This window comes from Streptomyces sp. NPDC087845, from assembly GCF_044742755.1.
Lineage (GTDB): Bacteria > Actinomycetota > Actinomycetes > Streptomycetales > Streptomycetaceae > Streptomyces.
The window spans coordinates 86,983-111,953 of sequence record NZ_JBIUVC010000007.1; the positions used below are offsets into that span (position 1 = coordinate 86,983).

The window sequence follows — 24,971 nt, forward strand, 5'->3', positions numbered from 1 at the left end:
CGTCGCCGTTTCGGGCAACCCGTCCCCCTCGTGAAAGCTTGCACAAGCCGCGGCCTACGATGGTGCGCGTGCCCAAGCTGACCCGAGCCGAAGTCGCTCAAGCCGTGCGGAACCCGCTTCCCTACATCGCCGAGCGGTGGACTCCGTCCCCTCGCACGGTGCGCCGTGCCGCCATGTCGGCCATCGTGATGGCCGTGGTGATCGTCATGACCGGCGGGGCGGTACGCCTGACCGGTTCCGGCCTCGGCTGCCCGACCTGGCCCAAGTGCACCGACGAGAGTCTCACCACGACGAGTGAGATGGGCTTCCACGGCGTCATAGAGTTCGGCAACCGGATGCTGACGTACGTCCTGTGCGCGGCCGTCGGATGGGCGATCATCGCCGCCCGGTCCGCGAAGCCCTGGCGGCGCAGCCTCACCCGGCTCGGCTGGGTGCAGTTCTGGGTCGTGATGGGCAATGCGGTGCTCGGCGGCATCGTGGTGCTCGTCGGCCTCAACCCGTACACCGTCGCGGCGCACTTCCTGCTCACCACGGCGCTGCTCAGCGTCGCGCTGGTGACCTGGCAGCGGGTCCGCGAGGGCGACGGCGCTCCCCGTCCGCTGGTGGGCAAGGCGGTGTCCCAGCTGACCTGGCTGCTCGTGGTGGCGGCGGGGCTGCTGATCGCGGTCGGCACGGTGGTCACGGGCGCCGGACGGCACGCGGGTGACTCCAGCGACGTGCACCGTATTCCGCTCGACTGGAAGATGATCACGCAGCTGCACGCCGATCTGGCGTGGGTCGTCGTGGCCCTGACCGTGGCTCTGTGGTTCGTGCTGAAGGCCGTGGACGCGCCGATCGGCCCGCTCCACCGGGCCCGTGATCTCTTCCTGGTGCTGATGGGGCAGGGCGTGATCGGTTACGTCCAGTACTTCACGGACACCCCCGAGATCCTCGTCGGCCTGCACATGCTCGGCTCGTGCCTGGTGTGGATCGCGGTCGTGCGGGTGCTGCTGTCGCTGCGGGAGCGCCCGGTGTCCGCCGCCGCGGTGCCCGGTCCCGCAGCCGAGCAGCCGGAGCCGGCCGTGGCGAGCTGAGCCGGGCTCGGGAAGGACCCCGGGCGCCCTGGCCGCTCCCGCGCATACGCCGATCGCCGGTCGGCCCCGAGTTCGGGGCCGACCGGCGATCGGCGTATGCGCGGTACGAGGAAGCCTCTGGTCAGGCCTTGTCGGACGGGCCGCCCACCTGGATGCCGGCCATCCGCGTCCATTCGTACGGGCCGGTGCGGACCTTCGCGGCGAAGTCCCCGTCGAAGGACTCGTGCATCGTGATCCCGGCCTTCCGGGTGGCGTTCTCGGCGACCGCGTACGACGGGGCCACCAGATCGCCCCAGCCGCCGTCCTCGCCCACGAGAACGATGCGCGTGCCCGTCTGCCCGATGTAGGCGAGCTGTCCCTCCGCACCGCCGTGCGCCTTGGCGAAGGCACCGATCTGCTTGGCGAGCTTCGCCGCCCTGCGCTCCGCGCGGGCCGCCTGCTTGCCGCTCTCCACCTGGGTCTCTGCCGTCTCTGCCATGCCCAGGATGCTACCGACGGGTAGATCAACGTGCGACGGGCGGGGCACGTGGCGTGGGCCACGTACCCCGCCCGTCGGCGGGAGTCGATGGAGCGGGACTACCTCAGGAAGGGGTCGACCGCCACCGCGACGAAGAGCAGCGAGACATAGGTGATCGACCAGTGGAACAGCCGCATCTCCTTGAGCTTCCCGCCGGTCACCCCGGCCTTGGCCCGGTTGAGCAGGGCGTGTGCCTCCCAGAGCCAGAACCCGCCGGTCAGCAGGGCCACCGCCGTGTAGAACCAGCCCGTGTAGCCGAGCGGGGTCAGCAGCAGCGAGACGGCGACCATCACCCAGCTGTAGATGACGATCTGGCGGGCCACCACCCGGTTGGAGGCGATGACCGGCAGCATCGGGACGCCGACCCGTGCGTAGTCGTCCTTCACCTTCATGGACAGCGGCCAGTAGTGCGGCGGCGTCCAGAAGAACATCACGGCGAAGAGGACGACCGCGGCCCAGGACATCGAGTTGGTCACGGCGGACCAGCCGATGAGGACCGGCATGCAGCCGGCGATGCCGCCCCAGACGATGTTCTGCGAGGTGCGGCGCTTCAGCAGCATCGTGTAGCCGACCACGTAGAACAGCAGCGCGCCGAGCGCGAGCGCGGCCGACAGCCAGTTGACGAGCAGTCCGAACCACACCGTGGAGATCACCGTGAGGGCGAAGCCGAAGGCCAGGCACTCACGCGGGCTCACCATGCCGGTGACCAGCGGACGCTGCGACGTGCGGTCCATCAGCGCGTCGATGTCGCGGTCGATGTACATGTTCAGCGCGTTGGCACCACCCGCGGAGAGATATCCCCCGATGGTGGTAGTGAGAACGAGCCACAGATCGGGTACACCCTGAGCGGCCAGGAACATCACCGGAACCGTGGTGATCAGCAACAGCTCGATGATCCGAGGCTTGGTCAGCGCCACGAATGCCTTGACACGGGCCCCGAACGGGCGATGGCCCCCTGGGCTGGGAGTCAAGGCGACCCCTGCGGGTCGGGACTCGACGGCCGTCACGCACACCCCTGACAGAGAAATCCCAGCAAGCTCCGGGCGTGAAGGCCCAGTAAAGACTTGCGCGAACCAGACCACTGTAGACGTTGGGGGACAGGCCGCCCTTCGCGGGGGTGGGGTCGTGTTGAAGTGGCGCCGAAGCACGGCGCCCGGCTCATCGGAGTGACCCGGGAACAGGTGAACGCGCCCCCGGAGTGGCGCGTTCGCGGAAGCGGCGCATAAGTAAGGAGACAGGCTCATCGGAGGGCGCATAAGTAAGGGGACGCGCTCATCGGAGGGCCCAGAAGTGAGCCGTCGCGCTCATACGGGAGGCGAACTCCGCGAGCCGCCCGCACCCTGGAAAGCAGCCGGAAAATGCTTGTTCCGACGAGGGTAGGCTCGACAACGCCCGGTGCGGTCACAGTCACCGGTTTACAACAGTGGAGAGGAGCCCTGACTCAGGGTGAGCACCAAGCCGACCACCACAGATCTCCAGTGGACCGAATTGGACCAGCGGGCCGTGGACACTGTCCGCGTCCTTGCCGCCGACGCCGTACAGAAGGTCGGAAACGGCCACCCGGGCACGGCGATGAGCCTGGCTCCCGCCGCGTACACCCTCTTCCAGAAGGTGATGCGGCACGACCCCGCCGACGCGGACTGGACCGGTCGCGACCGGTTCGTGCTCTCTGCGGGGCACAGCAGCCTGACCCTCTACATCCAGCTCTACCTGGCCGGGTACGGCCTGGAGCTCGATGACCTCAAGGCTTTCCGTACCTGGGGCTCGAAGACCCCGGGCCACCCGGAGTACGGCCACACCACCGGCGTCGAGACGACCACGGGCCCGCTGGGCCAGGGCGTCGCGAACGCGGTGGGCATGGCGATGGCCGCCCGCTACGAGCGCGGCCTCTTCGACCCGGAGGCGGCCCCCGGCACCTCCCCGTTCGACCACATGGTCTGGGTCGTCGCGGGCGACGGCTGCCTCCAGGAGGGCATCTCCGCGGAGGCGTCCTCGCTGGCCGGACACCAGAAGCTCGGCAACCTGGTCCTGCTGTGGGACGACAACCACATCTCCATCGAGGGCGACACGGAGACCGCGGTCTCCGAGGACACCCTGAAGCGGTACGAGGCGTACGGCTGGCACGTCCAGCGCGTCGACCAGCTGCCCAGCGGCGACCTGGACCCGGCGGGTCTGTACGAGGCGCTGCAGGCCGCCAAGGCCGAGACCGGGCGCCCCTCGTTCATCGCGGCCCGCTCGATCATCGCCTGGCCCGCCCCGCACGCCCAGAACACCGAGGCCTCGCACGGCTCGGCGCTCGGTGACGAAGAGGTCGCCGCGACGAAGAAGGTCCTCGGCTTCGACCCGGAGAAGTCCTTCGAGGTCTCCGACGAGGTCATCTCCCACACCCGTGAGGCGCTGGACCGCGGCCGCGAGGCCAAGGCCGAGTGGGAGAAGTCCCTCGCCGCGTGGCGCACCGCCAACCCGGAGCGCGCCGCCGAGTTCGACCGGATCTCCGCGGGCGAGCTGCCCGCCGGCTGGGAGGACAAGCTCCCGGTCTTCGAGCCGGGCAAGAGCGTCGCCACCCGCGCCGCCTCCGGCAAGGTGCTCCAGGCCCTCGGCGAGACCGTCCCCGAGCTGTGGGGCGGCTCCGCCGACCTGGCGGGCTCGAACAACACGACGATCGACAAGACGTCCTCGTTCCTCCCGACGGGCAACCCCCTGCCGGGCGCGGACCCGTACGGCCGCACGATCCATTTCGGCATCCGCGAGCACGCCATGGCCGCGGCCATGAACGGCATCGCGCTGCACGGCAACACCCGCATCTACGGCGGCACCTTCCTGGTGTTCTCCGACTACATGCGCAACGCCGTGCGCCTGTCCGCGCTGATGCACCTCCCGGTGACGTACGTGTGGACGCACGACTCGATCGGTCTCGGCGAGGACGGCCCGACCCACCAGCCGGTGGAGCACCTGGCCTCGCTGCGCGCCATCCCGGGCCTGAACATCGTCCGCCCGGCCGACGCCAACGAGACCGCCATCGCCTGGCGCGAGATCCTGCGCCGCTACACCAAGGTGTTCGGCAAGGGAGCCCCGCACGGTCTGGCCCTGACCCGCCAGGGCGTGCCGACCTACGAGGCGAACGAGGACGCGGCCAAGGGCGGCTACGTGCTCTTCGAGGCCGAAGGGCCCGAAGGGCAGAACGCGGCGCCCCAGGTCCTCCTGATCGGTACGGGCTCCGAGGTGCACCTCGCCGTCGAGGCCCGCGAGGAACTGCAGGCGGCCGGCATCCCGACCCGAGTGGTCTCGATGCCGTCGGTCGAGTGGTTCGAGGAGCAGGACCAGGCATACAAGGACAGCGTTCTGCCGCCGTCCGTGAAGGCCCGGGTCGCGGTCGAGGCCGGTATCGGTCTGACCTGGCACCGGTATGTCGGAGACGCCGGCCGGATCGTCTCGCTGGAACACTTCGGTGCCTCGGCCGACGCCAAGGTCCTCTTCCGTGAGTTCGGCTTCACCGGCGAGCACGTCGCCGCCGCCGCGCGGGAATCTCTCGCCGCAGCCACGCGCTGACGCCGTTATACGACTAGTAGGAGATGCAATTCTCATGACAGACGCACTCAAGCGCCTCTCCGACGAGGGCGTGGCGATCTGGCTCGATGACCTGTCGCGCAAGCGGATCACCTCGGGCAACCTCGCCGAGCTGATCGACCAGCAGCACGTCGTGGGCGTCACCACCAACCCGTCGATCTTCCAGAAGGCGATCTCGCACGGTGACGGTTACGAGCAGCAGCTCACCGACCTCGCCACCCGCAAGGTCACCGTCGACGAGGCCATCCGCATGATCACGACGGCCGATGTGCGGGACGCCGCGGACATCCTGCGTCCGGTCTTCGACGCCACGGACGGCCAGGACGGCCGGGTCTCCATCGAGGTCGACCCGCGTCTGGCCCACCACACCGACGCCACCGTCGCCGAGGCCAAGCAGCTGGCCTGGCTGGTGGACCGGCCCAACACGCTCATCAAGATCCCGGCGACGAAGGCCGGTCTCCCGGCGATCACCGAGGTCATCGGCAGGGGCATCAGCGTCAACGTCACGCTGATCTTCTCCCTGGAGCGCTACCGCGAGGTCATGGACGCCTACCTGGCGGGTCTGGAGAAGGCGAAGGCCGCGGGCCTGGACCTGTCCAAGATCCACTCGGTGGCTTCGTTCTTCGTGTCCCGTGTGGACACCGAGATCGACAAGCGGCTCGACGCGGTCGGCACCGACGAGGCCAAGGCGCTCAAGGGCAAGGCGGCTCTCGCCAACGCCCGGCTCGCCTACCAGGCGTACGAGGAGGTCTTCGGCTCGGAGCGCTGGGCCGCCCTGGACAAGGCGCAGGCCAACAAGCAGCGTCCGCTGTGGGCCTCGACCGGTGTCAAGGACCCCGCGTACAAGGACACTCTGTACGTCGTCGACCTGGTCGCCCCCGGCACGGTGAACACCATGCCCGAGGCCACCCTGGACGCCACGGCGGACCACGGGCAGGTCACGGGCAACACCATCGCCGGCACCTACGAGCAGGCCCGTGCCGAGCTCGACGCGGTCGCGAAGCTCGGGATCTCCTACGACGACGTCGTCCAGCTTCTCGAGGACGAGGGCGTCGAGAAGTTCGAGGCGTCCTGGATCGACCTGCTCAACTCGACCGAGGCGGAACTCAAGCGCCTCGCCCCTTCGGAGGGCTGACCACCTTGTCTGGTGTTCCCGGAGCCAACCCGCTTCGTGACCCCCAGGACCGACGGCTTCCGCGCATCGCGGGACCGTCGGGCCTGGTGATCTTTGGCGTCACGGGCGATTTGTCCCGTAAAAAGCTGATGCCCGCCGTCTACGACCTGGCCAACCGCGGCCTGCTGCCGCCGGGCTTCTCCCTCATCGGTTTCGCGCGCCGCGAATGGCAGGACGAGGACTTCGCACAGGAGGTCCACGACGCCGTCAAGCAGCACGCCCGTACCCCGTTCCGCGAAGAGGTCTGGCAGCAGCTCATCCAGGGGATGCGCTTCGTCCAGGGCAACTTCGACGACGACGAGGCCTTCGAGCATCTGAAGGCCACGATCCAGGAACTCGACAAGGCACAGGGCACGGGCGGCAACTTCGCCTTCTACCTGTCCGTGCCGCCGAAGTTCTTCCCCAAGGTCGTCCAGCAGCTCAAGAAGCACGGGCTCGCCGACCAGAAGGAGGGCTCCTGGCGGCGTGCCGTCATCGAGAAGCCCTTCGGCCACGACCTGAAGAGCGCGCAGGAGCTCAACCAGCTCGTGCACGATGTGTTCCCGCCCAACGAGGTCTTCCGGATCGACCACTACCTGGGCAAGGAGACGGTCCAGAACATCCTGGCGCTGCGGTTCGCCAACACGATGTTCGAGCCGATCTGGAACAGGTCGTACGTCGACCACGTGCAGATCACGATGGCCGAGGACATCGGCATCGGCGGCCGGGCCGGCTACTACGACGGCATCGGTGCCGCCCGTGACGTCATCCAGAACCACCTGCTCCAGCTGCTGGCGCTGACGGCCATGGAGGAGCCCGGCTCCTTCCACCCGAAGGCCCTGGTCGCCGAGAAGCTCAAGGTGCTCACGGCCGTGGAGCTGCCGGAGGACCTGGGCAAGCACACGGTGCGCGGCCAGTACGCGCACGCGTGGCAGGGCGGCGAGGAGGTCCCCGGCTATCTGGAGGAGGACGGCATCGACCCCAAGTCGACGACCGACACCTTCGCCGCGATCAAGCTGACGATCAACAACCGCCGCTGGGCGGGCGTGCCGTTCTACCTCCGCACCGGAAAGCGGCTCGGCCGCCGGGTCACGGAGATCGCGGTCGTCTTCAAGCGCGCCCCGTATCTGCCCTTCGAGTCCGGCGCGACGGAGGAGCTGGGCGGCAACGCCCTGGTCATCCGGGTCCAGCCGGACGAGGGCGTGACGGTGCGGTTCGGCTCCAAGGTGCCCGGCACCTCGATGGAGGTCCGGGACGTCACGATGGACTTCGCGTACGGCGAGTCCTTCACGGAGTCCAGCCCGGAGGCGTACGAGCGGCTCATCCTCGATGTGCTGCTCGGCGACGCCAACCTCTTCCCGCGGCACCAGGAGGTCGAACTCTCCTGGAACATCCTCGACCCGATCGAGGAGTACTGGGACAAGCACGGCAAGCCCGCGCAGTACCCGGCGGGCACCTGGGGCCCGGCCGAGGCGGACGAGATGCTCGCACGAGACGGACGGAGCTGGCGCCGGCCATGAAGATCGATCTCACGGAGACCACTTCCAGCAAGATCAACCAGGCGTTGGTGTCGGCCCGCCGCGCCATCGGCACCCCGGCCATCGGCATGGTGCTGACCCTGGTCATCGTCACCGACGAGGAAAACGCCTACGACGCCCTCAAGTCGGCCGGCGACGCCTCGCGCGAGCACCCCTCGCGGATCATCGCGGTGATCAAGCGGGTCAGCCGCTCGCCGCGCAGCCGCCGGGACGCCCGGCTCGACGCCGAGGTGCGGGTCGGCTCCGACGCGGGCACCGGCGAGACCGTCGTCCTGCGTCTCCACGGCGAGCTGGCCAACCACGCCCAGTCGGTGGTCCTGCCGCTGCTGCTGCCGGACGCCCCGGTCGTGGTCTGGTGGCCCGAGGACGCCCCCGACGATCCGGCGAAGGACCCGCTGGGCGCGCTCGCCCAGCGCCGGATCACGGACGCGTACTCAGCGGAGCACCCGGGTGACGAACTCGCGGTGCGCGCCCGGTCGTACGCCCCGGGCGACACGGATCTGGCCTGGACCCGCATCACGCCGTGGCGCTCGATGCTGGCGGCCGCGCTCGACCAGCAGCACGTCGAGGTCGTCTCGGCGACGGTCGAGGGCGAGTCGGAGAACCCGAGCTGTGAGCTGCTCGCCATGTGGCTCGCGGACCGGCTCAAGGTTCCGGTGGAGCGCACCCTGTCCGGCGGTCCCGGTCTGACGGCCGTGCGGATGGAGACCAAGAAGGGCGTCATCGTCCTGGACCGGCCCGACGGTTCGCTGGCCACGCTCTCGATGCAGGGCCAGCCGGACCGCGCGGTGGCGCTCAAGCGGCGGGAGACCGCCGAGCTGCTCGCCGAGGAGCTGCGGCGGCTGGACCCGGACAACACCTACGAGGCGACGGTGAAGTTCGGCGTGGAGAAGCTCGGCGGACCGGCGAAGCCGGCCGAGTCCAAGGCTGCCGAGCCCGCCGCCGCCCCGGCCGCCGCGAAGAAGACGGCGGCCAAGAAGGCGGCGGCGAAGTGAGTGCCCCTCAGCTTGTCGTGCACCGCGACAAGGAGCTGATGGCGCAGGCCGCCGCAGCCCGGCTGATCACCAGGATCGTGGACGCCCAGGCCGCGCGCGGCTACGCCTCGGTGGTCCTCACCGGCGGGCGCAACGGCAACGGCCTGCTGACCGCCCTCGCCGAAGCGCCCGCCCGGGACGCGATCGACTGGTCGCGGCTCGATCTGTGGTGGGGCGACGAGCGGTTCCTGCCGGAGGGCGACCCGGAGCGCAATGTCACGCAGGCCCGCGAGGCCCTGCTGGACTCGGTGCCGCTGACCCCGTCCCGGGTGCACGTGATGCCCGCGTCGGACGGTCCCTGCGGCAGCGACGCCGACGCGGCAGCGGCCGCGTACGCCGAGGAACTGGCCGCCGCGGCCGGTCCGGAGGACCACGGTCCGGTGCCGACGTTCGATGTGCTGATGCTGGGCGTCGGCCCGGACACGCATGTGGCGTCGCTCTTTCCGGAGCTGCCCGCGGTACGGGAGACCGAGCGCACCGTCGTCGGTGTGCACGGCGCTCCCAAGCCGCCGCCCACCCGCGTCTCGCTCACGCTGCCCGCGATCCGGGCGGCCCGCGAGGTGTGGCTGCTCGCCGCCGGTGAGGACAAGGCGGAGGCCGCGGAGATCGCGCTCTCGGGCGCCGGGGAGATCCAGGCCCCGGCGGCCGGTGCGTACGGCCGCAGCCGCACCCTGTGGCTGCTGGACGCGGCGGCGGCCTCACGGCTGCCGCGCGCGCTGTATCCGCCGGCCTCTCCCTGAGTGGCCGTCAGTACCGTGGTGCCCGGGCCCGGTCCGCTCTTCGGAGCGGCCGGGCCCGCGGCGTGCAAGGGCATGGTGCCGGGCGCGCCGGATCCGCACCCGGACGGCCCGGACGGCGTGGCGCCCGCGGAGACCGGGGGCACCGGATTCCGCCTCGTCGCCACTGCGGGCGGGCGGCCGCCGCGGGTCACCCGGTCGGCGGGATGTGCTCCAGGAAGGGCTCCAGCAGGCCGGGGACGGCCTGCGAGGCGAAGTCGAGGCCCTCGCTCACGCCCGCGTCGTACACCGTGTACGCGCCCGCTCCGGCGGCCGTCGTCGCGGTGAGGCTCAGCACCCCGGACCGCCGCTGGAAGTACGTCTGCCGGACCGTCCAGCCGATGACACCGGCCCGCTCCAGCGCGGCGGTCGAGCGCCGCACCGTGCCCGACCGGACCACCAGGTAGTCACCGCTGATCGTGTGCCCCAGACCGCGGTACGCGTCCCGGGCGAGGAGCACCCCGGCGGGCAGCCCGACGACCGCGCAGCCGAGCGCGGTCCAGAGCAGTACGGGTGTCAGCAGCACGCCCAGCGGGACCAGGACGGCCACCGGGACGGCGACGGACCAGAACGCCCGGCGCAGCCGACGGCCGCGGGCCGCGCGGGGATGCCCGGTCAGCGGGGCACCCGTCGGGGAGGTGGTCTCGCGCAGGACGTCGGCGGCCACCGTGTCGGCGACGGACCGGGGCGCGGCGGGCAGCAGGGTGTTGTGGTCGCCGTGCTGCTCCTCGTCGTCCTTGGCCAGTCCGGTGGTGATCGCATCGACGCGGGCGGCGCCGAACAGCCGGACGCCGAGCGGTTCGACGAGGTCCACGCCGCGCAGCCGCCGCTCCTCGATGGAGACGGACCGGGAGGTCAGAAGGCCGCGCCGGATCCGCAGGGTGCCGCCGGGTTCGCGCTCCAGCCGGTAGCTCCACCACATCTCGATCCACACGCCGAGCGCGCCGACGGCACCGGCGGCCACCGCCGCGACGGCGAGGATCACGATCATGGCCGTCAGTGAGGTGTCCCGGAACCGGTCGCCGACCCAGTCGATCACCTGCCCCTGCGCCCCGAACCAGTCGCTGACCTGCATCACCGCACCGGCTGCGGCGCCGCCGAGCGTGGGGGCGACGAACGAGACCGGTGCGTAGCGGATCCAGCGCGGGTCGAGGGCCGCGAGCTCGCCCTCGCGATGGGTGCCCGGGGTGCCGGGGACCGTGTGCTCCAGCAGTTCGCGGCGGAGCCGTTCGCCCTCGGCCTTGGGGACCGGGTCCAGTTCCAGCGTGGATTCGCCGCCCGCGTGCTCGCCGGTGCCGATGCGGACGGTGACCAGGCCGAGGACCCGTTGCAGCAGATGGGCGGTGAGGTCGACGCTGCGGATGCGTTCACGGGCCAGTGAGCGCTTCTTGACCAGGAGCAGCCCGGTGTGGAGCTCGACCCGTTCGGCGCCGATGCGGTACCGGGTGCGGCGCCACCGCACGTGGTCGCCGGCCGCGGCGCAGCCGATCAGCGCGAGGGAGCCCGCCAGTACCCAGGCGACCGCGTGCCCGAGGCCGAACCGGCCGGAGAGCCCGAGCGTGGTGGGAACGGCCGCACCGGCTGCCACCCCGGCCGTGACGAGTGCGCTGACGAGGACCGTACGCCGGTCCAGCCGCCGCCAGTCGGTGGCCGGACCGAGGCCGTCGGCACTGTCGGCACCCCCGGCGTCCGGCGAGACGGTCGTCCCGGCGCTCATGTGGCGTCCCCGGGGGTGTCCTGGGTGATCCGGGTCAGCCGCTCGGCCAGTTCGGCCGCCAGCTCGTGGCCCAGCCCCTCGATCCGTACCGCGCCCTTGGACGACGCGGTGGTCACGGTGACCGTGGCGAGCCGGAAGAACTGTTCGAGCGGGCCGCGCACGGTGTCCACGGTCTGGATGCGGGACATCGGGGCGATGCGCCACTCCTGACGCAGGACGCCGGTTCTGACGTACACCGCTTCGCCGGTGACCTCCCAGCGGTGGGTACGGAACCACCAGCGGGGGAAGAGGACGGCGCAGCCGATGCCGAGGACCGCGAGGACCGCGGCGGGCAGCAGCAGCCAGAACCGGGCGGGCTCGATGAGCGCGCCCAGCACGGCCAGGACGAGCACCGGCGCTGCGGTCAGCAGCAGCCACTGGGCCCGCCACCAGCCGACGGCCCTCGGGTCCAGTGTGTTGTTCGGCGGCCTCAGCCGCACCGTCCGCTCCCCCGCGGCCATCGGCTCAGCGCCCCCTGCGGACGCGGTACGCCCGGACGAGCGCGGCGGTCGAGCTGTCCAGCGCCTCGCCACCGGTGCCCCGGGTCAGCACCGGCTCGATCTTCTTGGCGAGGACCTTGCCGAGCTCGACGCCCCACTGGTCGAAGGAGTCGATGTTCCAGATGGCGCCCTGGACGAAGACCTTGTGCTCGTACAGCGCGATCAGCTGGCCGAGGACGGACGGCGTCAGCCGGTCGGCGAGGATCGTCGTCGTCGGGTGGTTGCCCTTGAAGGTCTTGTGCGGCACCAGCTCCTCGGGGACGCCCTCGGCACGTACCTCGTCCGGCGTCTTGCCGAAGGCCAGCGCCTGGGTCTGGGCGAAGAAGTTGGCCATCAGCAGATCGTGCTGGGCGACGAGACCGGGCAGCAGGTCGGCGACCGGCTCGGCGAAGCCGATGAAGTCGGCCGGGATGACCTTGGTGCCCTGGTGGATCAGCTGGTAATAGGCGTGCTGCCCGTTGGTGCCGGGGGTGCCCCAGACGACCGGTCCGGTCTGCCAGTCGACCGGACGGCCGTCCCGGTCCACGGACTTGCCGTTGGACTCCATGTCCAGCTGCTGCAAGTACGCGGTGAACTTGGACAGGTAGTGGCTGTACGGCAGCACGGCATGCGACTGGGCGTCGAAGAACGCGCCGTACCAGACGCCCAACAGGCCGAGCAGCAGCGGGACGTTGTCCTCGGCGGGGGCGGTACGGAAGTGTTCGTCGACGAGGTGGAAACCGTCGAGCATCTCGCGGAACCGGTCGGGGCCGATGGCGATCATCAGCGAGAGACCGATGGCGGAGTCGTAGGAGTAGCGGCCGCCGACCCAGTCCCAGAACTCGAACATGTTGGCGGTGTCGATGCCGAAGTCCGCGACCTTCTCGGCGTTGGTGGACAGCGCCACGAAGTGCTTGGCGACCGCGTCCTGATCGGCCTTCAGGCCGGTCAGGAGCCAGTTGCGGGCGGAGGTGGCGTTGGTGATCGTCTCGATCGTGGTGAAGGTCTTCGACGCGATGACGAAGAGCGTCTCGGCCGGATCGAGATCGCGCACGGCCTCGTGAAGGTCGGCGCCGTCGACGTTCGACACGAAGCGGACGGTCAGCGAGCGGTCCGTGAAGGAGCGCAGCACCTCGTACGCCATGGCGGGGCCGAGGTCGGAGCCGCCGATGCCGATGTTGACGATGTTCTTGATGCGCTTGCCGGTGTGACCGGTCCACTCCCCCGACCTGACGCGGTCGGAGAAGGCCGCCATCTTGTCGAGCACGGCGTGCACGGCCGGCACCACGTTCTCGCCGTCGACCTCGATCACCGCGTCGCGCGGGGCACGCAGCGCGGTGTGCAGGACGGCGCGGTCCTCGGTGGTGTTGATCTTCTCGCCACGGAACATCGCGTCCCGCAGCGCCGCCACTCCGGTGGCCGCGGCGAGTTCGCGCAGCAGCCGGAGCGTCTCGTCGGTGACCAGGTGCTTGGAGTAGTCGACGTACAGATCGCCGACCCGGAGGGTGTATCCGGTGCCGCGCTCCGGGTCGTCCGCGAAGAGCTGCCGCAGATGCGTCGTCCCGAGCTGCTCGCGGTGCTTGCCCAGAGCGGTCCACTCGGGCGTCTGGTTGAGCCTGGTTCGGCTTGGTGTGTTCATCCCGGATATCAGCCCACTTCTTCTCGTGCCTGCAGATGCCCCGCTGCCCTTCCAACCTAATTGATCAGAAGGGCCGACGAGGCGATGGTGGGCTGCGGCACGGCAAAAGCGGTCCGGCCGGACACCTTGTGGGTGCCGGCCGGTGAACAACGACTAGATCTCGCCCCGGAGTTTCGCCAGGGCCTCGGCGAGAATGGCCTCGCCGTCCGCATCGCTGCGCCGCTCACGCACATACGCGAGATGCGTCTTGTACGGTTCGGTGCGCGGCGGGTCCGGCGGGCTGTCCCGGTCCTGGCCGGCCGGGAAACCACAGCGCGGGCAGTCCCAAGTCTCCGGTACCTGCGCGTCACTGGCGAAGCTCGGCTGCGTCTCGTGCCCGTTCGAGCACCAGAAGGAGATGCGGAGGCGCGGTGCGGACTCGCCCCGCTCGGCCTCTCCCATCGGCCCCGCTCCGACCCGGCTTCCCCGGATCGCGTTGCCACTTGCCACGGTCGTAACTCCCTGCGTGATGGTGCTCGAAGATGCCCCAGTCTACGTAAGGCCCAACGCGCGTCCAGTGAAAGGAGTTACACCCTCACCGGGAATCGCGTACGACGGGTCAGTTGTCCAGCTTGATCAGCAGACCAAGCACAACAATGCACGCGAACCAGGCCAGGCCGACGAAGACCGTGATCCGGTCGAGGTTCCGCTCGGCGACCGAGGAGCCGCCCACGGACGACTGCATCCCGCCACCGAACATGTCGGAGAGGCCGCCGCCCTTTCCCTTGTGCATCAGCACCAGCAGCATCAGCAGCAGGCTGAAGACGATCAGGGCGATCTCGAACGCCAAAATCACGGCTGGTCCCTACTTTCCGGAATTCTCTGGACTGCATGTGCGAACAGCGGGGGCCGGGAGGCTGCCCCTCCTCGGCCCCCGCAAGGGTACGACGGATCCGCGCTACCGCATACTCACTGGTCGCGGAAGCGGACGATCTTGACGAACTCGTCGGCGTCCAGTGCGGCACCGCCGATCAGCGCGCCGTCCACATCGGGCTTCGACATGATCTCGGCGACGTTCCCGGACTTCACGGAGCCGCCGTACTGGATGCGGACCGTGTCGGCCAGCTCCTGCGAGTACAGCTCGGCGAGGCGGCTGCGGATCGCCCCGCAGACCTCCTGGGCGTCGTCGGCGCCGCAGACCTTGCCGGTCCCGATCGCCCAGACCGGCTCGTACGCGATCACGATCGACTCGGCCAGCTCGGCGGGCACGTCCTTGAGACCGCCGTCGACCTGCGCGAGCGTGTGCGTGACGTGGTTGCCCGCCTCACGGACCTCCAGCTCCTCGCCGACGCAGAGGATCGGGGTCAGGCCGTGCTTGAAGGCGGCCTTCACCTTGGCGTTGCAGATCTCGTCGGTCTCGCCGTGGTACTGGCGGCGCTCGCTGTGGCCGACGGCGACGTAGGTGCACTTCAGCTTGGCGAGCATCGGGCCGGAGATCTCACCGGTGTACGCGCCGGAGTCGTGCGCCGAGATGTCCTGGGCGCCGTACTTGATCTTCAGCTTGTCGCCGTCGACCAGCGTCTGCACGGAGCGCAGGTCGGTGAAGGGCGGCAGGACGGCGACCTCTACGGCGTCGTAGTCCTTGTCGGCCAGGGCGAAGGCGAGCTTCTGGACGTGCGCGATGGCCTCGAGGTGGTTGAGGTTCATCTTCCAGTTGCCCGCCATCAGCGGGGTACGGGTGGTCATGAAAGGTCAGTCCTCCAGTGCGGCGAGGCCGGGAAGCGTCTTGCCCTCGAGGTATTCGAGGCTGGCACCGCCACCGGTCGAGATGTGTCCGAATGCGTTCTCGTCGAAGCCCAGGATGCGGACGGCCGCGGCGGAGTCGCCACCGCCGACGACACTGAAGCCCGAGGAGTCGACGAGGGCCTGGGCGACGGCCCGGGTGCCCTCGGCGTAGTCGGGGTGCTCGAAGACGCCCATCGGGCCGTTCCAGAAGACGGTGACGGCGTCGGCGAGCTTCGAGGCGTACAGCTTGTTGGTCTCCGGGCCGTTGTCCAGGCCCATGAAACCGGCCGGGATGGCGTCCGCGGGCACGGTGCGGTGCTCGGTCGGAGCCTTCCTCCCGAGGTCCGGGAACCGCTCGGAGACCACGACGTCGACGGGGAGCACGAACTCCACGCCCTTCTCCTCGGCGCGCTTGAGGTACTCCAGCACCGCCGGGATCTGGTCCTCCTGGAGGAGGGAGCTGCCGACCTCGTGGCCCTGGGCCTTGAGGAAGGTGTAGGCCATGCCGCCGCCGATGAGGATGCGGTCGGCGCGCTCCAGCAGGTGGTCGATGACGCCGAGCTTGTCGGAGACCTTCGAGCCGCCGAGCACGACGGCGTAAGGGCGCTCGACGTTCTCGGTGAGCTTCTTCAGGACGCCGACCTCGGTGGCGATCAGGTCGCCGGCGGCGTGCGGCAGCCGGGCCGGGAGGTCGAAGACCGAGGCGTGCTTGCGGTGTACGGCTCCGAAGCCGTCGCCCACGTACACGTCGGCGAGTTCGGCGAGCCGGTCGGCGAACGCGCCGCGCTCGGCGTCGTCCTTCGACGTCTCACCGGGGTTGAAGCGGAGGTTCTCGATGACGGCGACCTTGCCGTCGGTGAGCGCGGCGACCGTGGCCCGTGCGGACTCGCCGACGGTGTCGGTCGCGAAGGCCACGTCGGTGCCGAGGAGTTCACCCAGACGGGCCGCGGCGGGTGCCAGGGAGAAGGCGGGGTCCGGGGCGCCCTTGGGGCGGCCCAGGTGCGAGGCGACGATGACCCGCGCACCGGCCGCGGCGAGTTTCTCCACGGTCGGCTGGACGGCGCGGATGCGGCCGTCGTCGGTGATGGTGGTGCCGCTCAGCGGCACGTTGAGGTCGGCGCGGACGAATACGCGCTTGCCGGTGACCCCTTCGGCGAGAAGTTCGTCGATCGTCTTCATCTTGCTGGACTCCTTGGGAGGGCGGGAGAGCATGCAACGGGGCTCGAACGGCGCCGCGTTGCGCTGTTCGAGCCCCGTGCTCACTTCGAAGTTCCTGCCGGTCCGACGGTCAGAGCTGGCTGCCGACGAAGACGGTCAGGTCGACGAGGCGGTTGGAGTAGCCCCACTCGTTGTCGTACCAGCCGATGACCTTGACCTGCGAGCCCTCTGCCATGGTCAGCAGGGAGTCGAAGGTGCAGGAGGCCGGGTCCGAGACGATGTCCGAGGACACGATCGGGTCCTGGGTGAAGGCCAGCTTGCCCTTGAGCGGGCCCTCTTCGGCGGCCTTCTGGAAAGCGGCGTTGACCTCGTCGCGGGTGACCTCGCGGTCCAGCGTGACGACCAGGTCGGTGACCGAACCGGTCGGGACCGGGACGCGCATCGCGATGCCGTCGAGCTTGCCCTTGAGCTGCGGGAGCACCAGGGCGGTGGCCTTGGCGGCACCCGTCGTGGTCGGGATGATGTTCTCCGCGGCGGCGCGGGCGCGGCGCAGGTCGGAGTGGGGGAAGTCCAGGATGCGCTGGTCGTTCGTGTACGCGTGGACCGTCGTCATGAGGCCCTTGACGATGCCGAAGTTCTCGTCGAGGACCTTGGCCATCGGCGCGACACAGTTGGTGGTGCAGGACGCGTTGGAGATGACGTGGTGGTTGGCCGCGTCGTACTTGTCCTCGTTGACACCCATCACGATGGTGATGTCCTCGTTCTTGGCCGGGGCCGAGATGAGGACCTTCTTGGCGCCACCCGCGATGTGCTTCTCGGCGTCGGCCTTCTTGGTGAAGATGCCGGTCGACTCGATGACGATGTCGACGCCCAGCTCACCCCAGGGGATGTCGGCCGGGTTGCGCTCGGAGAGCACCTTGATGGTGTGGCCGTCGACGGTGATGCTGTCGGCGGTGTGACTGACCTCGGCCTTGAGACGGCCCAGGATCGTGTCGTACTTCAGAAGGTGTGCCGTGGTCGCGGTGTCACCCAGGTCGTTGACAGCCACGATCTCGATGTCCGCACCCTGCTCCAGCAGCGCGCGGAAGTAGTTACGACCGATGCGGCCAAAGCCGTTGATGCCTACGCGGATCGTCACGAACCGATCTCCTCGTTAGGTACGCGGGGTTTCCACCCCGGCGAGTTGTATGAGATGTCCCCGACCGCCTCCGACCCTACCTCTCCGAGGGCCCCGGAGTGACATCGAGCGGGGCCGTAGGAACCACCGAGGCCCGTACTCCTCGGTAGGAGTACGGGCCTCCGAACACTCGGCCGTACACGCGGCGACGACTACGGAGAGTCAACAGTCCCGGGAATGCCGCGTGTTCTGGATTCGGCCGATTTCATCGCCTTCGCGGGTCACCCCACCAGACCGTCGGCGAGCTCCTCGCTGAGGGTGGATTCCGTGCCCGGAATGCCCAGGTCCTGGGCCCGCTTGTCGGCCATCGCCAGCAGCCGGCGGATCCGGCCGGCGACCGCGTCCTTGGTCAGCGGCGGATCGGCGAGCGCGCCCAGCTCCTCCAGCGACGCCTGCTTGTGCTCCATGCGCAGCCGCCCCGCGGCCGCCAGGTGCTCGGGCACCTCCTCGCCCAGGATCTCCAGCGCACGCCCCACCCGGGCGCCCGCGGCGACCGCGGCCCGCGCGGAACGGCGCAGGTTGGCGTCGTCGAAGTTGGCGAGCCGGTTGGCGGTGGCGCGGACCTCGCGGCGCATCCGCCGCTCCTCCCAGGCCAGCACCGACTCATGGGCGCCGAGCCGGGTGAGCAGGGCGCCGATGGCGTCGCCGTCGCGGACGACGACCCGGTCGACCCCGCGCACCTCGCGGGCCTTCGCCGCGATGGAGAGCCTGCGGGCCGCCCCGACCAGCGCGAGCGCCGCCTCAGGCCCCGGGCAGGTCACCTCCAGCGAGGAGGAGCGGCCCGGCTCGGTGAGCGAGCCGTGGGCCAGGAAGGCTCCGCGCCAGGCGGCCTCGGCATCGCAGGTGGCCCCCGAGACCACCTGCGGGGGCAGGCCGCGGATGGGCCGGCCGCGGCCGTCCACCAGGCCGGTCTGGCGGGCCAGCTGATCGCCGCCCGCCACCACCCGCACGACATAGCGCGAGCCGCGCCGCAGACCGCCGGGAGCCATCACGATCAGCTCCGAGCTGTGCCCGAAGATCTCCAGGATGTCCCGCTTCAGCCGGCGCGCCGCCATCGCGGTGTCCAGCTCCGCCTCGATCACAATCCGACCGCTCACCAGGTGCAACCCACCCGCGAACCGAAGAATCGCCGAGACCTCTGCCTTCCTGCAGCAGGTCCGGGTCACGGGAAGCCGGGAGACTTCGTCCTTCACCGCCGGCGTCATCGCCATGGGCCGATCCTTCCATGCATCCGAAAAATACGGTCGTACGCGGCGGCCAACAGCTCCGGATCATGGATCGGAACGCCGTCGGGTGAGGCCACCGGCGCCAGCTCGACCGCGGCGCCGAGCCGCTTTGCGGCGTCGGCGAGGGACTCACGATCGGGCACGGCGGCTTCGTCGGCCAGCACCACGTCCATGGCGAGTTTAGGGGCGTGTCGTCCCAAAACCTCCAAATGACGCTGCGGAGAGAAGCCATCAGTTTCACCGGGTTGCGGTGCGAGGTTGAGCGAGAGGACCTTGCGGGCCTTGGTCTCGACGAGCGCGTCGAGCAGTTCCGGCACGAGCAGATGCGGGATCACGGAGGAGAACCAGGACCCCGGGCCGAGCACCACCCAGTCGGCGTCGAGGACGGCGGCGACGGCCTCGGGTACGGCCGGCGGGTCGTGCGGGACGACGTGGACGGACTGCACCTCGCCCGGGGTGAGCGCCACGGTGGCCTGGCCGCGCACCGTGTCCACGTCGTCCGGGCGGGCCGGGTCGTGTCCCCGTACGAGCGCCTGGAGCTCCAGCGGCACGGCGGACATGGGCAGCACCCGGCCGTGCGCGCCGAGGAGCCTGCCGACCAGGTCCAGGGCCTGGACGTGGTCGCCGAGCTGCTCCCACAGGGCGACGATCAGCAGATTGCCGACCGCGTGCTCGTGCAGGTCGCCCTTGGACTGGAAACGGTGCTGGATGACCCGGGCCCAGGTCTGGCCCCAGTCGTCGTCACCGCACAGTGCGGCGAGCGCCTTGCGGAGGTCGCCGGGCGGCAGGACGCCGAGCTCCTCCCGGAGCCGGCCGCTGGAGCCGCCGTCGTCGGCCACGGTGACCACGGCCGTGAGGTCGCCGGTGATCCGGCGGAGCGCCGCCAGCGACGCGGACAGGCCCATGCCGCCGCCCAGAGCGACGACCTTGGGCTGCGCGCCGCGCTTGCGGGCGGACAGGGCAGAGGTGGCTCTGCGCAGTCGTCGCAGGCGCAGATTACGGCTGGTCACTCGCGCCCCATGTCCCGGTGCACGAGGACGGTCTCGATGCCTTCGGTCGCGAGCCGGGCCGCGAGCTTCTCGGACATGGCGACCGAGCGGTGCTTGCCGCCCGTGCAGCCGACGGCGATCGTCACGTAGCGCTTGCCCTCGCGGCGGTAGCCGGCGGCGATGAGCTGGAGCAGTTCCGTGTACTGGTTGAGGAATTCCTTGGCGCCGGGTTGGTCGAAGACGTAGGCGGAGACCTCTTCGTTGAGCCCGGTGAACGGGCGCAGCTCGGGGACCCAGTGCGGGTTGGGCAGGAAGCGGCAGTCGACCACCAGGTCGGCGTCGACCGGCAGGCCGTACTTGAAGCCGAACGACATCACCGTGGCGCGCAGCTCCGGCTCCTCGTCGCCGGCGAACTGGGCGTCCATCTTGGCGCGCAGTTCGTGCACGTTGAGGCTGGAGGTGTCGATCACCAGGTCGGCGTCGCCGCGCAGTTCGCGCAGCAGGTCGCGCTCGGCGGCGATGCCGTCGACGATCCGGCCGTCGCCCTGGAGGGGGTGCGGACGGCGGACCGACTCGAAGCGGCGGACCAGGGCGTCGTCGGAGGACTCCAGGAAGACGATCCGCCGGGTGACGTGCTTGGCCTCCAGGTCGGCGAGGGACTCGCGGAGGTTGTCGAAGAACCGGCGGCCGCGTACGTCGACGACGACGGCGATCCGGGCCACGTTGCCCTGCGAGCGGGCACCGAGCTCGACCATGGTGGGGATCAGCGCGGGCGGCAGGTTGTCGACGACGAACCAGCCCAGGTCCTCCAGGCACTTGGCCGCGGTGCTGCGCCCGGCGCCCGACATCCCCGAGATGATCACCAGCTCGGGGATGGCCGCGTTCCCGTCGCCCGTGTCGATCGTGGTGCCCGTACTCACGTGTCCCGCTCCGTCTGCTCGGTCGGTGCTGTCGTGCCCGGCTTCGTGTCCGTGCCCGACTTCATGTTCGTGTTCGTGCTCAGTCATGTCGTGCTGCCCCCGTCGTCCTCTTCAATGATCTCTCCTGTCGCCGTGTTCACGGCGGGCGCGGCCGGGGCGGCCGAGGCCAGGGCGACAACCACTGATTCCGCCGTTCTGCGGCCTATCCCCGGAACTTCGCAGATCTCGTCGATTGTCGCCTGCTTCAGCTTCTTCACGGAGCCGAAATGCTTGATCAACGCCTGTTTCCGGGTCTCGCCGAGACCGGCGACGGCATCCAGGGGGCTGGACCGGATGCGCTTGGCACGCTTGGCACGCTGGTAGGTGATCGCGAAGCGGTGGGCCTCGTCACGGACGCGCTGGAGGAGGTAGAGGCCCTCGCTGGAGCGGGGCAGGACGACGGGGTCGTCGTCATCGGGCAGCCAGACCTCTTCGAGGCGCTTGGCGAGGCCGCAGACGGCGATGTCGTCGATCCCGAGCTCGTCGAGGGCGCGCTTGGCCGCGGCGACCTGCGGCTGGCCGCCGTCGACCACGACGAGCTGCGGCGGATAGGCGAACCGCTTGGGACGGCCGTCGTCCTCACGGGGCTCGGCCTCCGGATCGGGGGAGCTTTCCGGGAGGGAGGCGGTGCTCGGGAGGGAAGCAGCGCTCGGGACGGAGGCGTTGCTCGGGACGGGGGCAGTGCTCGGGACGGGGGCAGTGCTCGGGACGGAGGCGGTGCTCGGGTCGGAGGCGGTGCCCGCGCCGGGCAGGGTGTCCTCGCCGACGGCCGGGCCGGTCGGGGCCGGCGGGGCGGTCTGCGGTGCCGGGACGGGGCCGGTCGGCGCGGGAGTCTCCTCCCACTCCCCCGTCCGCTCCTTCTCCTGGAGGTACCGCTTGAAGCGACGGCCGATCACCTCGTGCATCGACCGGACGTCGTCCTGGCCCTCGAAGCCCTTGATCTGGAAGCGGCGGTACTCGCTCTTGCGGGCCAGGCCGTCCTCGAAGACGACCATGGACGCGACCACGTCGTCGCCCTGGAGATGGGAGATGTCGAAGCACTCGATGCGCAGCGGAGCCGTGTCGAGGCCGAGCGCCTCGGCGATCTCCTCCAGGGCGCGGGAGCGGGTCGTCAGGTCGGAGGCGCGCTTGGTCTTGTGCAGCCCCAGGGCCTGCTGGGCGTTGCGCTGGACCGTCGCCATCAGGTCCTTCTTGTCGCCGCGCTGGGGGATGCGCAGGCTGACCTGGGAGCCGCGGCGGTCGGCGAGCCACTGGGAGACCGCGTCGGGGTGTTCGGGGAGGGCCGGGACGAGGACCTCCTTGGGGACGGAGTCGCCCGTCTCCTCGCCGTACAGCTGTTGCAGGGCGTGCTCGACCAGGCCCGAGGTGTCGACGTTCTCGACCTTGTCGGTGACCCAGCCGCGCTGGCCGCGCACCCGGCCGCCGCGCACGTGGAAGATCTGGACGGCGGCTTCGAGCTCGTCCTCGGCGACCGCGATCAGGTCGGCGTCGGTGGCGTCGGCGAGGACGACGGCGCTCTTCTCCATGGCCCGCTTGAGGGCCTCCACGTCGTCGCGGAGCCGGGCCGCCCGCTCGTACTCCATCTCTTCGGCCGCCGCCATCATCTCCTTCTCCAGGCGGCGGATGTACGTGCCGGTGCGGCCGGCCATGAAGTCGCAGAAGTCGTCCGCCAGTTCGCGGTGTTCCTCGGGGGTGACCCGGCCGACACAGGGGGCCGAGCACTTGCCGATGTAGCCGAGGAGGCACGGGCGGCCGGTCCTGGCGGAGTTCTTGAAGACTCCGGCGGAGCAGGTGCGCACCGGAAAGACCCGGAGCATCAGGTCGACCGTCTCCCGGATCGCCCAGGCGTGCCCGTACGGACCGAAGTAGCGCACACCCTTCTTCTTGGCTCCGCGCATGACCTGGACGCGCGGGAACTCCTCGTTGAGCGTGACCGCGAGATACGGATAGCTCTTGTCGTCGCGGTACTTGACGTTGAACCGGGGGTCGAACTCCTTGATCCAGGAGTACTCCAGCTGGAGCGCCTCGACCTCCGTGGAGACGACGGTCCACTCGACCGAGGCGGCCGTGGTGACCATCGTGCGCGTACGCGGGTGGAGCGCGGCCAGGTCCTGGAAGTAGTTGGCCAGGCGCTGGCGCAGGTTCTTGGCCTTTCCGACGTAGATCACCCGGCGGTGTTCGTCGCGGAATTTGTAGACCCCCGGGGAGTCGGGGATCTGTCCCGGCTTGGGGCGGTAGCTGGAGGGGTCTGCCATGTGCCCCACCCTACTTGCGGGCAGTGACAGCGCGGCCTGCCCGGCCGTGGTGCCGTGCTCCGGGGCGCGGATTGAGGGAGCGCGCCCCGGAGCACGGGTCAGGGGGCGCCGCCGCCGGTCACGGGGTCGCCCGGTGGCGGCGGCGGTTGCGCACCGCAGTGACGCCGACGACGGCGAGCACGGCGAGGGCGCCCGCTCCGGCGGCGGCGGACGCGGCGGTCGGGGCCGTGCCGGAGGCCGCGTCCGCGGCGGTCACCGGGCGGGGCCCGCCGGCGCCTTCCCGGGGGCCGGGAGCGGTGCCGGAAGGTGCGGACGGTCCGTAGCCGCCCGCCTTGCCGGAGCGGGCGTAACCGGAGCCGGGGAGCTTGTCGCCGTAGGCCTTCCGCACCCGGGCGCGGTAGGCGGCCAGTGTGGTGCCGCGGGCACCGACCGCGCGGACGGCGTCCCGGTCCAGTGGGAGCACCTCGGTGCCCTTCTGGACGTACCAGGCGTCCGTCTGCGGTTCGCGGAAGACCGTCCCGCCGGGGAGCTTGCGGGCGCCCGCGGCGGCGTACCGCGTCTCGTCGTCGCCGCTGGCGATGTTCACCACCTGCCAGCTCCCGTCCTTCCCTTCCTTCGGAAGGGTCCACAGGGATGCCTTCTGGCCGTCCGAGGAGACGGCCGTGGTGGCGAGGTAGTCCAGCCTGGCGACCGGTGCCCCCGGTTTCCCGGCGACGAAGTCCGGGGCGAGGCTGCGCACGGGGACGGTGGCGCCCTCGACCCGCGGCGCGGCCGCCGACCTCGTGATCGCGCCCTCCCGGGCGAAGAACCGGGACAGGGTCTCCAGGGTCGCGGGGTCGGTGGCCGCTCGACGGGCCGCTGTCAGAGCGGCCGGATCGGCTGCGGGGCCGGTGGCGGCGGCCGCCTGCGGGGCCGTGACGGTGAGCAGGGCGGCGCCCGCCAGAACACCGGTGGCGGCCAGGGCGGCAGCCGTGGCACGCGCGGTGCGGATGGGCCGTGCGGTGCGTGCGGTCCGTGCGGTGCCTGCGGACTGTGCGGTACGTGTGGTGCCTGCGGACCATGCGGTACGTGCGGTGCCTGCGGACCATGCAGGGCGTGCGGTGCGTGCGGTCTTGGAGATCACTGCGTCACGCCCCGATCCGGTAGAGCGAGTGGGTCCAGGAGAACTCGTTGTTGTTCACGTACCAGGCGTGCGAGGCCCAGTTGTAGCGGTTGCTGGAGGGCCAGGGATCGCCCCAGTAGACCCAGCTGTTCGCGTCGTCGTACCCGTACAGGACATGCATGTGGCCGCCGCCCGACGACCACTGGATGCGGGTCTCGACGGGGCGTCCCGCGGCTATCTCGGCCTGGACGGTGGGGTAGCGCAGCCAGCCGGTGACGTACGAGCCGGGGTTGATGCCGGCCCACTGGAGACCGCTCTGGACATTGCCGAGCGAGGCCTGCGAGTTGGGGCACTCGTAGCCCTGGGCGCGACCGAAGGCGGCGTTGCAGAACTGGTTCTGCGAGTAGGAGCGGCCGAACCAGGTGGCGACGGTGTTGCCGGATGCCGCCCAGCACCAGTTGGTCTTCTGCTGGGCCTGCATGGTGATGTTCAGGCGCTGGGTGGCGGCGATGCCGGTGGCGGTGGCGGTGGTGCTCCGTGCTGCCGAGGCGGTCGCGGTGGGGGTCTGCGCCGCTGAGGCGGTCGCCGTGGGTACGGCGAGCAGTAGGGCGGCGAGGGCGGCCATGACCGGAAGTCGTCCCGGCCGGATTCTTCGGTTGCGCATTGCGTTCCTCCCAATGCAAGGGGGTGTGTGATCGGAGGAGCGCGTCCGGACGCTGTGCCAGGAGCATCGACCGTTGTCGGGGACGGGTCAACACGCTTCAATGCGGGGGAACATCGCGGTGTGAACGGCGTGGCGGATACGTGAA

At 70.4% G+C, this 24,971-nt stretch carries 22 protein-coding genes; 6 read left to right on the top strand and 16 right to left on the bottom strand.

Annotated elements, in window-relative coordinates; genetic code table 11:
* The first annotated feature begins 59 nt into the window (after positions 1–59).
* On the top strand, positions 60–1,073 hold the full coding sequence (locus ACIOMQ_RS19400; protein WP_362206135.1) for a COX15/CtaA family protein: 1,014 nt from the start codon (positions 60–62) through the stop codon (positions 1,071–1,073).
* A gap of 121 nt (positions 1,074–1,194) precedes the next feature.
* On the opposite strand, the gene ACIOMQ_RS19405 is transcribed toward ACIOMQ_RS19400, so the two are convergent.
* Both ACIOMQ_RS19405 and ACIOMQ_RS19410 read right to left on the bottom strand, forming a co-directional pair.
* Positions 1,195–1,551, bottom strand: a complete 357-nt coding sequence (locus ACIOMQ_RS19405) for a hypothetical protein (protein WP_362212007.1) — start codon at positions 1,549–1,551, stop codon at positions 1,195–1,197.
* Between the two features lie 98 nt (positions 1,552–1,649).
* Positions 1,650–2,603, bottom strand: coding sequence for a heme o synthase (locus ACIOMQ_RS19410; RefSeq protein ID WP_362212010.1), 954 nt, complete (start codon positions 2,601–2,603; stop codon positions 1,650–1,652).
* Positions 2,604–3,036: 433 nt separating this feature from the next.
* Between ACIOMQ_RS19410 and tkt the strand changes: the two genes are divergently transcribed.
* The 5 genes from tkt to pgl are packed head-to-tail and all read left to right on the top strand — an operon-like array spanning position 3,037 to position 9,622.
* Positions 3,037–5,139, top strand: coding sequence for a transketolase (tkt, locus tag ACIOMQ_RS19415; RefSeq protein WP_401264502.1), 2,103 nt, complete (start codon positions 3,037–3,039; stop codon positions 5,137–5,139).
* A gap of 34 nt (positions 5,140–5,173) precedes the next feature.
* Positions 5,174–6,292: a transaldolase gene (gene tal / locus ACIOMQ_RS19420; protein WP_362212015.1), complete on the top strand. Its 1,119-nt coding sequence runs from the start codon at positions 5,174–5,176 to the stop codon at positions 6,290–6,292.
* Between the two features lie 5 nt (positions 6,293–6,297).
* Positions 6,298–7,830, top strand: a complete 1,533-nt coding sequence (zwf, locus tag ACIOMQ_RS19425; RefSeq protein ID WP_362212018.1) for a glucose-6-phosphate dehydrogenase — start codon at positions 6,298–6,300, stop codon at positions 7,828–7,830.
* Complete coding sequence (opcA, locus tag ACIOMQ_RS19430) at positions 7,827–8,843, top strand: glucose-6-phosphate dehydrogenase assembly protein OpcA (RefSeq protein ID WP_362212021.1); 1,017 nt, start codon at positions 7,827–7,829, stop codon at positions 8,841–8,843. Before zwf ends, opcA begins: the two co-directional genes overlap by 4 nt.
* Positions 8,840–9,622: a 6-phosphogluconolactonase gene (gene pgl, locus ACIOMQ_RS19435; protein ID WP_402127769.1), complete on the top strand. Its 783-nt coding sequence runs from the start codon at positions 8,840–8,842 to the stop codon at positions 9,620–9,622. The genes opcA and pgl overlap by 4 nt, the downstream gene beginning before the upstream one ends.
* A 187-nt stretch (positions 9,623–9,809) precedes the next feature.
* On the opposite strand, the gene ACIOMQ_RS19440 is transcribed toward pgl, so the two are convergent.
* The 14 genes from ACIOMQ_RS19440 to ACIOMQ_RS19505 form a co-directional block, all read right to left on the bottom strand.
* Complete coding sequence (locus ACIOMQ_RS19440; RefSeq protein ID WP_401756759.1) at positions 9,810–11,375, bottom strand: PH domain-containing protein; 1,566 nt, start codon at positions 11,373–11,375, stop codon at positions 9,810–9,812.
* The gene (locus ACIOMQ_RS19445; protein WP_362212030.1) at positions 11,372–11,875 is read right to left on the bottom strand and encodes a PH domain-containing protein; all 504 of its coding nucleotides are present in this window, start codon (positions 11,873–11,875) and stop codon (positions 11,372–11,374) included. Before ACIOMQ_RS19445 ends, ACIOMQ_RS19440 begins: the two co-directional genes overlap by 4 nt.
* 4 nt (positions 11,876–11,879) lie before the next feature.
* Entirely contained in the window at positions 11,880–13,532 is a 1,653-nt protein-coding gene (gene pgi, locus ACIOMQ_RS19450; RefSeq protein WP_362212032.1) for a glucose-6-phosphate isomerase, read from the bottom strand.
* Positions 13,533–13,685: 153 nt separating this feature from the next.
* A complete protein-coding gene (locus ACIOMQ_RS19455; RefSeq protein WP_072483070.1) occupies positions 13,686–14,021 on the bottom strand; it encodes an RNA polymerase-binding protein RbpA in 336 nt (111 codons plus the stop codon).
* A 109-nt stretch (positions 14,022–14,130) separates the two neighbouring features.
* Positions 14,131–14,367: a preprotein translocase subunit SecG gene (gene secG, locus ACIOMQ_RS19460; RefSeq protein ID WP_266736497.1), complete on the bottom strand. Its 237-nt coding sequence runs from the start codon at positions 14,365–14,367 to the stop codon at positions 14,131–14,133.
* A gap of 113 nt (positions 14,368–14,480) precedes the next feature.
* Positions 14,481–15,257 (bottom strand): triose-phosphate isomerase, encoded by a 777-nt coding sequence (gene tpiA / locus ACIOMQ_RS19465; protein WP_362212036.1) that lies wholly within the window; start codon positions 15,255–15,257, stop codon positions 14,481–14,483.
* Between the two features lie 6 nt (positions 15,258–15,263).
* Positions 15,264–16,475: a phosphoglycerate kinase gene (locus ACIOMQ_RS19470; RefSeq protein ID WP_402189791.1), complete on the bottom strand. Its 1,212-nt coding sequence runs from the start codon at positions 16,473–16,475 to the stop codon at positions 15,264–15,266.
* Positions 16,476–16,584: 109 nt separating this feature from the next.
* On the bottom strand, positions 16,585–17,592 hold the full coding sequence (gene gap / locus ACIOMQ_RS19475; RefSeq protein ID WP_362212039.1) for a type I glyceraldehyde-3-phosphate dehydrogenase: 1,008 nt from the start codon (positions 17,590–17,592) through the stop codon (positions 16,585–16,587).
* A 260-nt stretch (positions 17,593–17,852) separates the two neighbouring features.
* Positions 17,853–18,842 carry a DNA-binding protein WhiA gene (whiA, locus tag ACIOMQ_RS19480; protein WP_018104603.1) on the bottom strand — a complete coding sequence of 330 codons (990 nt, stop codon included), beginning with the start codon at positions 18,840–18,842 and terminating at the stop codon, positions 17,853–17,855.
* Positions 18,833–19,867 carry a uridine diphosphate-N-acetylglucosamine-binding protein YvcK gene (gene yvcK / locus ACIOMQ_RS19485; protein WP_362212044.1) on the bottom strand — a complete coding sequence of 345 codons (1,035 nt, stop codon included), beginning with the start codon at positions 19,865–19,867 and terminating at the stop codon, positions 18,833–18,835. The genes whiA and yvcK overlap by 10 nt, the downstream gene beginning before the upstream one ends.
* Complete coding sequence (rapZ, locus tag ACIOMQ_RS19490; protein ID WP_362212047.1) at positions 19,864–20,853, bottom strand: RNase adapter RapZ; 990 nt, start codon at positions 20,851–20,853, stop codon at positions 19,864–19,866. The genes yvcK and rapZ overlap by 4 nt, the downstream gene beginning before the upstream one ends.
* Positions 20,850–23,060 carry an excinuclease ABC subunit UvrC gene (uvrC, locus tag ACIOMQ_RS19495; RefSeq protein WP_402189658.1) on the bottom strand — a complete coding sequence of 737 codons (2,211 nt, stop codon included), beginning with the start codon at positions 23,058–23,060 and terminating at the stop codon, positions 20,850–20,852. The genes rapZ and uvrC overlap by 4 nt, the downstream gene beginning before the upstream one ends.
* A gap of 118 nt (positions 23,061–23,178) precedes the next feature.
* Complete coding sequence (locus ACIOMQ_RS19500; RefSeq protein WP_401264873.1) at positions 23,179–24,051, bottom strand: hypothetical protein; 873 nt, start codon at positions 24,049–24,051, stop codon at positions 23,179–23,181.
* Between the two features lie 136 nt (positions 24,052–24,187).
* Positions 24,188–24,826 carry a papain-like cysteine protease family protein gene (locus tag ACIOMQ_RS19505; RefSeq protein ID WP_402189661.1) on the bottom strand — a complete coding sequence of 213 codons (639 nt, stop codon included), beginning with the start codon at positions 24,824–24,826 and terminating at the stop codon, positions 24,188–24,190.
* Positions 24,827–24,971 lie beyond the last annotated feature (145 nt).